The organism is Coprobacter fastidiosus (assembly GCF_030296935.1).
Classification (GTDB): Bacteria; Bacteroidota; Bacteroidia; order Bacteroidales; family Coprobacteraceae; genus Coprobacter; species Coprobacter fastidiosus.
Window position 1 is genome coordinate 1 of record NZ_AP028032.1, and the last position, 14,480, is coordinate 14,480.

The 14,480-nt window shown below is 37.8% G+C and carries 9 protein-coding genes; 4 read left to right on the forward strand and 5 right to left on the reverse strand.

Annotation, left to right across the window (positions count from 1 at the left end; genetic code table 11):
* Positions 1-100 precede the first annotated feature (100 nt).
* The gene (gene dnaA / locus QUE35_RS00005; protein WP_022389959.1) at positions 101-1,498 is read left to right on the forward strand and encodes a chromosomal replication initiator protein DnaA; all 1,398 of its coding nucleotides are present in this window, start codon (positions 101-103) and stop codon (positions 1,496-1,498) included.
* 60 nt (positions 1,499-1,558) lie between these two features.
* A complete protein-coding gene (locus tag QUE35_RS00010; protein WP_022602503.1) occupies positions 1,559-2,545 on the forward strand; it encodes a glycosyltransferase family 2 protein in 987 nt (328 codons plus the stop codon).
* 351 nt (positions 2,546-2,896) lie between these two features.
* Here the strand turns inward: QUE35_RS00010 and QUE35_RS00015 are convergent, their stop codons facing one another.
* A complete protein-coding gene (locus QUE35_RS00015) occupies positions 2,897-3,643 on the reverse strand; it encodes a nitroreductase family protein (RefSeq protein ID WP_022602504.1) in 747 nt (248 codons plus the stop codon).
* A 443-nt stretch (positions 3,644-4,086) separates the two neighbouring features.
* On the opposite strand from QUE35_RS00015, the gene QUE35_RS00020 reads away from it, so the two are divergent.
* Positions 4,087-6,609: an adenosylcobalamin-dependent ribonucleoside-diphosphate reductase gene (locus tag QUE35_RS00020; protein ID WP_022602506.1), complete on the forward strand. Its 2,523-nt coding sequence runs from the start codon at positions 4,087-4,089 to the stop codon at positions 6,607-6,609.
* Between the two features lie 250 nt (positions 6,610-6,859).
* The gene (locus QUE35_RS00025; RefSeq protein WP_022602509.1) at positions 6,860-9,544 is read left to right on the forward strand and encodes a 4-alpha-glucanotransferase; all 2,685 of its coding nucleotides are present in this window, start codon (positions 6,860-6,862) and stop codon (positions 9,542-9,544) included.
* 59 nt (positions 9,545-9,603) lie between these two features.
* Here QUE35_RS00025 and QUE35_RS00030 read toward each other — a convergent pair whose 3' ends face one another.
* From QUE35_RS00030 to QUE35_RS00045, 4 genes are all read right to left on the reverse strand, one after another.
* Positions 9,604-10,875, reverse strand: coding sequence for an adenylosuccinate synthase (locus QUE35_RS00030; RefSeq protein WP_022602510.1), 1,272 nt, complete (start codon positions 10,873-10,875; stop codon positions 9,604-9,606).
* 51 nt (positions 10,876-10,926) lie between these two features.
* Positions 10,927-11,397, reverse strand: a complete 471-nt coding sequence (locus QUE35_RS00035) for a Fur family transcriptional regulator (RefSeq protein WP_009317283.1) — start codon at positions 11,395-11,397, stop codon at positions 10,927-10,929.
* A 66-nt stretch (positions 11,398-11,463) separates the two neighbouring features.
* Positions 11,464-12,153, reverse strand: coding sequence for a DNA alkylation repair protein (locus tag QUE35_RS00040; RefSeq protein WP_022602511.1), 690 nt, complete (start codon positions 12,151-12,153; stop codon positions 11,464-11,466).
* 130 nt (positions 12,154-12,283) lie between these two features.
* Complete coding sequence (locus QUE35_RS00045) at positions 12,284-14,317, reverse strand: dipeptidyl-peptidase 3 family protein (protein ID WP_031258882.1); 2,034 nt, start codon at positions 14,315-14,317, stop codon at positions 12,284-12,286.
* Between the last annotated feature and the right edge of the window lie 163 nt (positions 14,318-14,480).

Genomic DNA, 14,480 nt, shown 5'->3' on the forward strand with positions numbered 1-14,480 from the left:
TTCAAAAAAAACAAAGAAAAAGTCATTTGTTTTTCTCGAAAAGAATTTCAAATTTTGTAATCCTGTTTTTGATTTTGATAGAAAAATTTGATTGATAAAAATGAGTTCAAATCATGTCACTTTGTGGGACCGCTGTTTGGACATTATTAAGGACAATCTTTCGGAGAGCGCTTATGTTATGTGGTTTACTCCGGTCAGGGCTTTAAGCTTTGACAATAATGTCTTGACACTTGGTGTTCCTTCTTATTTCTTTTACGAATATCTGGAAGAGCATTATATAGATCTTCTGCAACGAGTGTTGTATCGCGTTTTTGGAAACGGGGTGCAATTGAAGTATCAGGTTGGTGTCGTAGAGAATCCCAAAACGGATGTCGTTGTTGCCGGAGCTAATAAATCTGTTAATGCAGTGCCGCAGGTAAGCGCTCCTGCAACTCATGTTCCTGATCCGTTTAAACAGCAGGTGTATGAAGAATTGGACTCGCAATTGAATCCGGTTTATAATTTTGAAAATTATTATTCGGGAGTAAGTAATAAACTTGCTCGTACAGCAGGTGAGTCTATTGCTGAAAAACCCGGTAAGACAGCCTTTAACCCTTTGTTCTTGTATGGAGAATCGGGCGTTGGAAAAACACATTTGGTGCAGGCTATCGGTATACGTATAAAGGAAAAAGATCCTTCGGCACGTGTTTTGTATTTGTCTTCTCATCTTTTTCAGGTACAATATACAAATGCTGTCAGAAGCAATACAGTCAATGATTTTATCAATTTCTATCAAAGTATAGATGTCTTGTTGATTGATGATATTCAGGATTTGGCGGGAAAAACCGGAACACAGAATACCTTTTTCCATATTTTCAATCATCTACATCAGAATAATAAGCAACTGGTACTTACTTCGGATCGTCCTCCCGTTTCTTTGGAGGGTATGGTTCCCCGTTTGTTGACTCGTTTTAAGTGGGGGCTTACTGCAGAAGTAGAAAGGCCTGATTATGAGTTGCGTAGAAATATTCTTTTAAATAAAATACATCAAGACGGTCTACCTATTTCAGAAGAAGTAGTTGATTATATTGCTCGTAATGTTGCCGATAATGTTCGCGATCTGGAAGGGATTATTGTTTCGTTGATGGCTCGTTCTACGATATTTAATCGTGAAATAACGATCGATTTGGCAGAACGTGTCCTTTCGACCAGCGTTCATGTAGAGAAGAAACAGGTTACAATAGAACTCATTCAAGAAAAAGTTTGCGGATTTTATGATATGGATCCTAAACTTCTTCAGGCAAAGACTCGTAAAAGAGAAATTGTTCAGGCACGTCAAATATCTATGTATCTGTCAAAAAAATATACCGATTACTCGTTGTCCCGTATCGGAGATATATTGGGGAGAAAGGATCATGCCACTGTTTTGCACGCATGTAAAACGATCAGTGAACAATTAGAAATTGATAAAGCTTTAAGAGCTAATGTTCTTGAAATAGAAGAATCTTTAAAAAAATAGACTTCGGTTACTCCTGTTCCGGAACAATGTTAAAACTGTCCGGTTTTAGTTCATGTTGTAATGAAATATACGGTTGATGATATAGATATTTATATAATGACTCATAATAGAGCGGATTATCTGATGCTCTCTATAGAGAGTCTGTTAAATCAATCGGCAGGAGTTAGCAAAATTACTGTGCTTGATAATGAAAGTACAGATAATACGTTATCGGCAGTAGAACGCTTTTCTTCTCGTGGAGTAAGATACATCAGGACAAAAGGATTTCTCGGAAATTTCAAAAAGGCACAAGAAATTGCATCCGGAAAATATGTGATGTTATTTCATGATGACGATATTTTGCATCCTTTATATTTAGAACTGGCTTTGCAAGTCTTGAATGAAAAAGATGATATATCTCTTATTACAACACGTTATACAGAATTTTTTGATGATGATTTTCCCGGAATGCCGGAATCGATAGTTCCTGATTATTATTATTTTGAAAAACAAAAAGACTTTGCTTCGCATATGTATTTTTTAGAACGTATTGCGTATGCGACAGCATTATATCGGACTGTCGATTTTAAGAAAACTGCTATCGAGTATGAGAAGTTCAACAAATTCAATGATTGGCCTTTCTTGGTAAAAATGTCTGGTTACGGGAATACGGTACTTTTTGATGACCCTTCATTATTTTATATTCGCAGACATAAGGGACAAGACACTTGGACTTCTACTAACACGCCATCAGTGCAACAGATTATAAATTGGGATAAATTCTTTTATAATAAAGTTGGGGCATGGAATGTATTCTCTAAAGTCCATTATATATTTGCATGTTGGTTCACCCATTTTCTATTTGGAAAGTATGATTCTTTTTTGTCTCCTCAAGATCGGGAGCGATACAGTAAAGAAGAGCTTTTGAAATTGGCAAGGAAAAGAGGAATAAATACATGGGGTTCTTGTATATATTGCAAATATCGTTGTAAGAATAAGACGCAGTGTAAGCGACAAGATTTTATTCGTCAGTTAATTTTAAAAGGAAAGACGAAATTAGAAGCTTGAAGGTTCTTTATCTATCTTTTGATTTGTTTTTATAAAGAAAAAAGTTTAGTTTTTTCTTTTAATAATGCAGATTCTTTATAGAGATAGCGAGTTATACTTTCGTTACTCCAATAATTTTTATCAGACATAATGTACATGTATGTTGAAGTAACATTTGGGGGGTGCTCTAAAAGCTTATCTAAATTTTATTCGGGTAGAATTTGAGAGACACAAAAAAATCAGTTCCCCTTTTTAGAGAGGAACTGTATCGGTACCGCCAACAAGTTATAGTACGGAAAAAAGTAAAAAATAACCTGGTAATATTTTTTATTGGAAAATCCGAACAGGCTTTTTATACTTGCAAATATATATTTAAAATCTGAAACCTTGTTCCTTGATTATCTTCAAGAACACCTCTGAAAAATATTCATTATCTTCCTTTTTATAACGTACGTCAGTAAATACCTGAGCTAAAGTTTTTTTGTTATTTTCTTTGATGAATTTCAAGTTTGCGGCAAGATTTTCTTTATCTCGGTATAAACGATCTATATCTTCACGAGTATAATCTTTATATTTTTCTTGATGTATAATTGCTTCTAAAGGAAGGCGTTCTACCTGTTCTGGGATTTCGGATGGATAACCGACAGTAATTGTTGTTACCGGAATTACATACTTGGGCAACTGTAACGTTTCTATAATTTGCGGTGCATTGTATGTTGTTGTTCCGAGATAACATATTCCTAATCCGGCGAGTTCTGCGACTGTACAAAATTGTTGGGCAAAGATGAGGGCATCGATTGCCGCTGTAAAAAATGATTGGAAGTTGTCGTAACCTTGTTGAGCATCTCGCCAATCACACCATTTGATGAAACGGTTAAAATCAGCACAAAACGTAAGAACTACGGGGGCAGATGTGACAGTCGGCTGATTGAAGTGAGCCGGGGCTAATTTTTCTTTCATTTCTTTGTCTCGAGTAATAATTACGCTATATAATTGCATATTACCCGTTGTTGAGACCCGACATGCCGTCTCTATAAGCTCGTTCAATAACTTTTCGGGAATATCTTCTCCGGTATATTTACGGATAGTACGTCTTTGTTTTAATTCTTCAAATAACATAGGCAGTCTTTTTTTACAAAAATACAAAATAAAATCAGGAGAATATTCTTTTCTTGTTAGTAGCTTGACATTTTGCGCAAATATTTTTATTACTTATTCCTTTTTTTTGTAAGAATTTGTCTGGAGTTGGTAGAAATACTCGTATTAATAAAATAAAAATAGGATAATTTGTCGGATAAGCCTGTATTTGTATCGTGTTTTTTATCTTTTTGAGATTCAATTTCTATTTTGGAAAACTTTTGTTGATTCTTGAATTTTTAATAATCTGATTATTAGTTTATTATTTTATTAAAATGGAAAACTTTGATATTGTTGATAAATAATTAGTTTTTTATTTGTGTAAACAAAATGTTTTCTATAAACTTGTAATCTCAAATTTTTCTACAAAAATCAATACTGGAAATTTATTCTAAAAACACAAAACCTACTTAAACTAAAGAACAGTGGAACCTAAAAACTACACTTATGATGAAGCATTCGAAGCTTCATTAAAGTATTTTAAGGGTGATGAGCTTGCAGCCCGAGTATGGGTGAACAAATATGCCCTTAAAGATTCTTATGGAAATATTTATGAGAAGAATCCGGATGAAATGCATTTTCGTTTGGCAAGTGAAATTGCGAGAATCGAAAAAAAATATCCTAATCCTCTTACAGAAGAGCAGTTGATGGGCCTTTTTAGAGATTTTCGTTATATTGTTCCTCAAGGAAGTCCGATGAGTGGTATCGGAAATAACTTTCAAATAGGATCTTTGTCTAATTGTTTTGTTATCGGTATGGACGGTTCGGCCGATTCATACGGCGGTATTATAAAAATAGATGAGGAGCAAGTACAGTTGATGAAGAGGCGGGGTGGAGTAGGACACGATCTGTCTCATATTCGCCCTAAAGGTTCGCCTGTAAAAAATTCAGCTTTGACCTCTACCGGTTTAGTTCCGTTTATGGAACGTTATTCCAACTCTACCCGTGAAGTCGCTCAAGACGGACGTCGTGGAGCTTTAATGTTGAGTGTTTCTATTAAACACCCTGATTCGGAGGCTTTTATCGATGCAAAGATGACAGAAGGTAAGGTAACAGGGGCAAATGTCTCTGTAAAAATCAGCGATGATTTTATGAAAGCTGCTATTGCCGGAGAGCCTTTTGTTCAGCAATATCCGATTGAAGGAGAAAATCCCAAAGTTACAAAAGAAGTCGATGCTCAGGTTATTTGGAAAAAGATAGTACATAATGCGTGGAAGTCGGCAGAACCGGGAGTCCTCTTTTGGGATACTATTACTCGGGAATCTGTACCCGATTGCTATGCTGATCTGGGATTCAAAACAGTTTCTACCAATCCTTGCGGAGAGATACCTTTGTGCCCTTATGACAGTTGTCGTTTATTAGCCGTCAATCTATATTCATACGTTGTAAATCCGTTTACAGATAAAGCATATTTCGATTTTGACCTGTTCAAACAACATATTATGCTGGCTCAGCGTATTATGGATGATATTATCGATCTTGAAATGGAAAAAATCGATAAAATATTGGATAAGGTTAAGTCTGATCCCGAGTCGGATGAAGTGAAGCAGACAGAATTACATCTTTGGGAAAAGATACGGTCAAAGACTTTGAAAGGACGTCGTACCGGAGTCGGAACGACAGCCGAAGGAGATATGCTGGCTGCTCTCGGATTGCAGTATGGGACAGAAAAAGCGACGGAATTTTCGGAACAAGTCCATAAGACATTGGCTTTGGCGGCATATCGCTCTTCTGTGCAGATGGCGAAAGAAAGAGGAGCTTTTGAAATATTCGATGCTAAGAGAGAAGAGAAGAACCCGTTTATTCTGCGTTTAAAGGATGCCGATCCTGAGCTTTACTCTGATATGGTGAAGTACGGACGTAGAAATATTGCTTGTTTGACGATTGCTCCGACAGGTACGACGAGCCTTATGACGCAGACTACCTCCGGTATTGAGCCGGTGTTTATGCCTGTGTATCGTCGCCGTCGGAAAGTAAATCCGAATGACCCTGAAGTTCGTATCGATTTTGTCGATGAATCAGGAGATGCGTATGAAGAGTATGTCGTATTCCATCATAAGTTTATAACATGGATGCAGACCAATGGTTATGAAGTGCGATCGAATTATACACAGGAAGAAATAGACGAATTAGTATCCAAATCACCTTATTATAAGGCTACATCGAATGATGTCGATTGGTTGCAGAAAGTGAGAATGCAAGGTCGTGTTCAAAAATGGGTAGATCATTCGATCAGTGTAACGATCAATCTACCGTCAGATGTAACAGAGGAATTGGTGGGACAGTTGTATGTTGAAGCTTGGAAGAGCGGCTGTAAAGGTTGTACCGTTTATAGAGATGGTTCTCGGGCAGGAGTGCTTCTCGCAACCAAAAAGGAGGAGAAAAAAGCACCGGTACATCTTGATCCTAAACGTCCTATAGAGTTGGATGCCGATGTAGTCCGTTTTCAGAATAATAAAGATAAATGGATTGCTTTTATTGGTTTGAAAGACGGGAATCCTTATGAAATTTTTACAGGTTTGGCGGATGATGAAGAGGGAATCTTACTTCCGAAAAATATTACGAAAGGAAAGATAATTAAAGCTATCGATGAAGAAGGCAATAAACGTTATGATTTCCAATATCGAAATAAGAGAGGATATAAAACGACCATTGAAGGTTTATCCGATAAGTTTAATCCTGAATATTGGAATTATGCCAAATTGATTTCGGGAGTCTTGCGTTACGGTATGCCTATAGATCAGGTTTTGAAGCTCGTTTCTACTCTTGAATTGGATAGTCAGTCTATCAATACGTGGAAAAACGGGGTAGAAAGAGCTTTGAAAAAATATTTACCGAACGGAACAAAAGCCAGCGGACAAACGTGTCCGAATTGTGGTCAGGAAACTCTCATTTATCAGGAGGGCTGTTTAATTTGTACTTCGTGCGGTACATCTAAATGCGGATAAATCGGTCGATTATTGTATAAAAAGATATTCTATAGATAAAAAAGACGAACACATGTTCGTCTTTTTTTGTTTGAACTTATAAGCCTGTTTTAAATCTTTTGAAAATTGTACTATTTCATTTCGGATAAAAATTTAAACAGGCATTTAACTATATTTGAAAGAAAGAATTTTATTTTTGGGCTGAGATATAATTATCGGTTTTGAATAAATTCGTAACTTCATAACGAGCTAATGATTAAAATGAATAGCTATGAAAATAGTATTTAAAATAGAATATCGTACCCGTTGGGGACAAGAACTTTATGTGACAGGCAGTCATTCTTCTCTTGGTAATTTTGAGGAGGAGAAAGCTGTACCGATGCGGTATGAAGGAGATGGGATATGGTCTTTAACACTGAATTTGCAAAGCGCATCTTCCGGATTTGATTATCATTATTTAGTGAAAGAATATGGGCAGTCTTATGATAAAGAATGGGGCGAGCCTCGTACTTTTATACCATCAGAATTAAATCATACTTATTATTTATATGATGTTTGGCAGAATATGCCTGCCGACAGTTCGTTTTATTCTTCTGCGTTTAATAAAGTAATTTTGGCACGTCATCGGACAGGTTCAGATGTTTTGCCTTCTTATTCAACTGCCGTGACGTTACAGATATATGCACCCTCTATTCGTCCGGATGAAGTTGTGGCTTTGACCGGGACAATGATGTCTGAGGCATGGAGTATTAAGGATGCTATTATTATGGATGATACACGTTTCCCTTTGTGGGAGGCTGTATTGGATGCATCATCTTTGAAACATCCCGTAGAATATAAATTCTTGGTCATGAAGAAAGATTCCCGTAATGTCGTTGCATGGGAATCTGGGAATAACAGAGTTTTGGAGATTCCTCATTTGGGACCGGGTGAGAACATCGTTTTTTCCGGCTTTAAATGGAATCTTCCTTTACCGGATTGGAGAGGGGTAGGAGTCGCAATTCCGGTCTTTTCATTACGTTCAGAAGAAAGTTGGGGAATAGGAGAGTTCCTTGATTTGAAGAAGATGGTCGATTGGGCTGTACAGACAGGTCAGCGGTTTATTCAGGTTCTGCCGGTTAATGATACTACAATGACTCATACTTGGCTTGACTCGTATCCCTACAGGGCGAATTCTATTTTTGCTCTTCATCCGGCATATTTACGAGTAACGGCAATAGATCGGTTGAAAGACAATGATTCTATGGTTGCATATGAAAAACTTGCGGCAGAGTTGAATGTTTTACCGGAGATCGATTATGAGCGAGTAACTCTTATGAAATGGGAGTATTTAAAAGCCGTATTTTTGCAGTCAGGGAAAAAGACATTGAATTCATCTGGTTTTAAAGAGTTCTTTAAGGCTAACAGAGAATGGCTTGAGCCTTATGCTGCTTATTGCTGTTTGCGTGATATTTATGAAACTCCGGACTTTAGGAAATGGAAGATGTATTCGGTTTTCAACCCGGATGATATAGCCGAATTCTGTGCATGTGGGAATATTTATTATGATAAAGTCAGTTTTTATTATTTTGTTCAGTATCATCTACATATACAGCTTCTTGAAGTCAGGGATTATGCGCATGCAAAAGGCATAGTGCTTAAAGGCGATATTCCTATCGGGGTAAGTCGGGATAGTGTGGATGCGTGGTCTCATCCCGAATTGTTTTACATGGATTCGCAGGCTGGAGCTCCACCTGATGATTTCTCTGTAGAAGGCCAAAATTGGGGATTCCCGACATATAATTGGGATGAGATGGCTAAAGACGGTTATACTTGGTGGAAAGCCCGTTTTCGTAAAATGGCAGAATATTTCGATGCGTACCGCATAGATCATATATTGGGTTTTTTCAGAATCTGGGAAATTCCCGAAAGTGCCATACAAGGAGTATTGGGGCATTTTAATCCGGCTATTCCTTTTTCGATAGAAGAATTACAGTCTTATGGATTTTATTTTGAAGAACACCGACATGCACATCCGTATATTCGAGAATATATGTTACAAAGTCTGTTCGGCGAATATGCCGGAGAGGTAATACATGATTATCTGCTTGAATGCGGATATGGAATATATGCATTGAGTCTCGATTTCAATACGCAAAGGAAAATTGAAAACCATTTTTGTGGTAAAAGTGATGAGAAGAGTTTAAAAATAAAATCCGGACTTTTTGCATTAACAGATGAAATTTTGTTCGTAGAAGATCCTTACCAGAAAAGGAAGTACCATCCTTGTATCTCTGCCCGGCAAACATATAGTTATAAATCTTTGACTGATTATGAAAGATGGTGTTATGATCGGCTGTATGTTGACTTTTTTTACCATAGACAAGATGCTTTTTGGAAAAATGAAGCAATGAAGAAACTACCACCGTTGATATCTTCAACCGGGATGCTGGTGTGTGGTGAGGATCTGGGGATGATACCGCAATCTGTACCGGAAGTAATGAATGCGTTGCAGATTCTGTCACTCGAGATACAAAGAATGCCGAAAGATCCGGATAAAGAGTTTGGAGATGTTGCTAATTATCCGTACTTGTCGGTATGCACTACTTCTACGCATGATATGTCCGGAATCAGAGCATGGTGGGAGGAAGACAGAAGTAAGACCCAACGGTATTATAATTGTATTTTACAAGAACAAGGAGAAGCTCCTTATTACTGTGAACCGTGGATATGTGAAAAGATTCTTGCTATGCATATGCATTCGCCTTCTATGTTGGCTATCATTCCATTACAAGACTGGTTTTCGATTGATGGAAATATACGCCGTAATAATCCTGTGGAAGAGAGGATAAATGTTCCGGCTAATCCTCGCAATTATTGGCGTTATCGTATGCATATTACGATAGAAGATTTGTTGAAAAACTCCGATTTCAATGAACGGATATTCGAGCTGGTGAGATCCGGTGGGAGAGAATGATTTACAAAAGCAATCGGGTGGAATCAAATCCCACCCGATTACTTTGTTAAAGAGCAGTTTTATTCTTCTGTATATCTCACAACTGTTTGTTCACGGTCAGGACCTACCGAAACGATTTTGATCGGAACTTGCAGCTCCTCTTCTAAGAATGAGATATAAGCATTAAATTCTTCCGGAAATTCGTCTTCACTTTGCATTTTGGTCATATCGCATTTCCATCCCGGGAGCTCTACATATACCGGTTCGATAGAATCATCGATTTCAAAAGGAAACTCTTCTGTCTCTTTACCATCAATTTTATAAGCAACACAAGCTTTTATCGTTTCGAATGTGTCGAGCACATCGCTTTTCATCATGATGAGGTGTGTAACGCCGTCTATCATAATGGCATATTTCAAGGCAACGAGATCTATCCATCCGCAACGACGCTTACGTCCGGTTACAGCTCCGAACTCGTGCCCGATACTACACATCTTTTCACCTGTTTCATCGAATAACTCTGTGGGGAAAGGACCGCTTCCTACTCGAGTGCAATATGCCTTGAAAATACCGTAAACATTCCCGATTTTGTTAGGTGCTATACCGAGTCCCGTACAAGCACCGGCACAAATGGTATTTGAAGAAGTCACAAAAGGGTATGAACCGAAATCGACATCTAACAGAGTCCCTTGTGCTCCTTCTGCAAGAACCGATTTACCCTCTTTTAAAAATCCGTTTACGACGTGTTCGCTGTCGATGAGATTAAATTTTTTCAAATATTCCAGAGCCTCGAACCATTGTTTTTCGAGTTCTGTAATATCATATTGATAATTAAGTGATTTTAAAATAGATTCATGTCGGGCTTTGGCTTTGGCATACTTCTCCTCGAAGTTGTGTAACAAATCACCTACTCGCAATCCGTTGCGGCTTACTTTATCGGTATAGGTAGGGCCGATACCTTTACCTGTCGTTCCGATTTTAGAGTCGCCTTTAGCAGCTTCGTATGCTGCGTCTAATATACGATGAGTCGGGAGTATAAGATGTGCTTTCTTCGAAATGTATAATCTTTGTGTCAGGTCATGTCCGCTGGCTGCCAGAGCTTCGGCCTCCTGTTTGAAAAGAACAGGATCGAGAACAACTCCGTTACCGATTACATTTACTTTTCCTCCTTGAAAAATACCTGAAGGAATAGAGCGGAGTACATATTTTTGACCGTCGAACTCCAAAGTGTGTCCCGCATTTGGGCCTCCTTGGAAACGGGTGATAACGTCATACTTAGGGGTTAGCACATCGACTACTTTTCCTTTACCTTCGTCGCCCCATTGTAAACCTAATAGCACATCTACTTTCATACGTATATTCCTAATTTTATATAAACTTTCTTGTTCTTGAAAAAATAAGGGCTATTTACGAGATGCTTTTTTTCGTTCTGCCTGATTGCAACGGTTACATAGACCATATACATATAAGGCATAATATGAAGTTGTAAATTTCCCGAATTTTTTGTTTGCCAATACATTTAATAGCTCTTGATCTTTCACTTCCTGTACTTTCCCGCATTTTGTACAGATCAGGTGATGATGGCTGACCATATTATACGATTTTTCGTACTGGGCGGGATTGTAACCGAATTGATGTTTCCTTATCAGACCGGCATCGACAAGCAGGTCTACGGTATTGTAAATGGTTGCCCGGCTTACCCGATATTCGCTTTGAGACATAATGTCATAAAGCGAATCAACATCGAAGTGTTCGTTCGTCGAATATATCTTATCCAATATGGCATAGCGCTCAGGAGTTTTGCGATGACCTTTCGCTTCTAAATATTGAGTAAGTTTTTGTCTTACGATTTCTTTCGTTTTATCTTCCGGCATGGTGTCATTTGTAGGAAACAGGACAAAGATAATTAATTTTTATAACAAGAACAATGAAACATTAGTTCATTTATCTTGCGTCGGAAAAAGAGTGTCTTTGCAAAATTCATATTCCAGTAAGATCTCTTCTGCAAATCTTTTTTGTCTGTCATTTCCTGTTTCGGATATATGGCGAAATATGTCGGCTGTATGTTTTGCTGTTTGAAGATCTCTGTGCATCAGCCGTTTTATACAATTGAGTGTCGCTATTCGTATTGAGGAGATTTCCCGGTCGTCTTGGTTTAAGACTGAGGATATGAGATTTTCTTCTACTGTTTTGTCCGGATACCTGTTTTGCATCATTAGCCGGTTAAATAATTGGTATCCTGTATAGCGAAGAATATCTTTGTCCGATGTGACCCATTCGCTTGCTTTTTGTATTGCAAACGGGAGTTTGATAAATAAGTTCATGCAACAGATGTCTGCAATTTCAGGATAGGGAATCTCCTCAGCCCATTGTTGGGCTTTGTCCGGATTCATTTCATTTACCGGGTATAGCCATGTAGCTAACATTTTCGATTCTCTTATTTGTTCTTTCCAAAGATATTGGGCTAATTCTGCATTGGGGGTATATGATTCTGCGATATTGCGTATCAATGGAAGGGTGAGACCGAAATTAATCCGGTAGTCCATCCCTTTTTCTCGCATACTTGTAGAAACGATTCCGTTCATTGCCATTCTGAATCGTTTTTTTATTTCCCGTAAAGTTTCCTCCATAAAAGTTAAGATATAAAATAGGTTGTTTCAAAGGTACGTAGAATTTTTATTTTTACTCAATATAAAATATAAAAAACGGATAATCTCATAATTGAAATTATCCGTTTTCCATATTATTGTTTATGAGTTTCTAATCGTTATAAGTAGGTAGGGGAGAATAGTCTTTTGAGTACCGTAACATTTGTTCAGAATATCCTTCATCGTATGAGATTTTTACGTCTGTGATATTTCCGTTACTATCTTTTACGGGGGTATATACAGGATTAATGAATCCCTTATACGGAGCAATGTTCAATTTCTCGTAACGGGCTAATACTTCTTTATGAAGATCGGGGTCTACTTTTACGGCATAAGTTTCCACAAGATTCTTTCCGGCTTCATAATCTCCCGTAGATTTGATGCGTTGTATTTCTGCCAGCAATTCGCCCAATAATGTCCTCATTTTGTCGTAATCGTTTATAACGACAAATGTCTTTCCGTTTTTCTTTTTAAATTCTACAACTTTATCCTGAGCACCTTTTTCCAATACCCAAGCTGCGATCAATTGTCGATTACGCATGTGCGCTTCTTCGATGTTTTTACCGGGAGCGATACGGGTCAGTTGAGTCATAAGGCCGTTCATCATGTACTTATAGTATTCCGACTTATAAGCATCTGCTGTTGGCAGGAGTCCGAGAGATACTATTTTCGGATCGGCGATATAATAGAGGGCAAATAAGTCTGCTCGTGCTTCTTCGAGAGTAGAGGTATAGGCTTTTAATGCATCAGGATCTGTACCCGGGAGTAATTTCCCGGAAGCATGCCCGAGACATTCATGCAGGTCGGTATGCAAATTATCGGCTTGAAATCCGTATTTTTCTATCCAATTGCGTTCTGTATCGCTCCATACGAATTCTTCTGCAAAGCCATTTCCTTGTGCCGCTTTATCGTAAGCATCTGTAATATTTTCGATCGTTACAGATTTTGAACCGTGATCGTGACGTATCCAGTTAGAGTTCGGAAGATTGATTCCGATTGCAGTAGAAGGATAAGAGTCTCCTCCAAGAATAGCTGCGGTGATTACCTTTGCCGATACACCTTTCACGTTTTCTTTTTTAAACCGGTTATCTACCGGAGAGTTGCTTTCGAACCATTGAGCGTTGTTACTGATAATCTCGGTACGTCTCGAAGCTTCTTTATTTTTAAAGTTGACCAATGCTTCCCAACTGGCTTTCATGCCAAGAGGATCTCCGTAGGTTTCGGTAAATCCGTTTACAAAATCAATGTCAGAGTTCAGATCTCCGACCCAAAGAATTGCGTATTCGTCAAATTCTTTTAAATCACCGCTTTTATTGTAAGAAATCAGTTTTTCGATTACTGCTTTTTGCTGGTCGTTTTCTGCAACGGCAGCAGCTTTTTCAAGCCAATAAACGACTTTTTCCAGAGCCTCGGAGTAGCGACCTCCGACTTTATAAACTTGTTCTTGTATTTTTCCGTTCCGTTTAACCAGACGGCTGTTCAATCCGTATGAAATAGGAGTGGGGTCGGAGGGATCTTTCATATTATTATAAAAAGCTTCGGCTTCGGCCTGAGTGACTCCGTCATAATAATTTCCTGCCGAAGTTGCGACAAGATCTTCTCCTTCGGTTTGATTTACCCGTTTTGTCATAATTTTGGGATTAAACATTACCGGAGTGATGTCGTTTAGTAAATCTTTAATGCTTTCTCCTTTTTTTAAAGGCAAAGACTGAGCCGGTATAGAGCTGACTGCTTGAACGAAGAAGTTTTGACTGAATTCGGGTTTAAATTTATCTGTAGAATAATGGTGATGTATTCCGTTGGCAAACCATACTTGTTTCAGATATTTTTCCAAAGCTTTGAAATCTTTACTGTTTCTGTCTCCCTTATATTGGATATAAACGGCCTCAAGAGTCCGACGGATAGCCAGATTCCATTTTCCGTTTTGATCATATAAAATATCTCGTCCTTGTAATGCGGCTTGAGAAAGATAATAGACTAATTCTTTTTGTTTAGGTGTCAAGTCTTCAAATCCTGGAACTTTATAACGAAGTATTTCCAGATCTGCAAATTTTTCAACCGAATAGAAATTTTTTTCAGCTGCCGATATTTCGACAGATGTTGAAAATGTAGCTGCGGCTATTATCATACAAATAGTTTTTTTCATTGTCATTTTGTTTGGTCTGTGTTTCAATGTATATGCAAAAGTACAATCTTCAGGCTAAAGAAAAAAGTTTTGTCGGTAAAACTCCAAAAGCTTAGGCAATTTTAGAGAATATTATTTTATTAGCTTTGGACATTTATCATTATTTTTTAATTGTGAGTTTTCA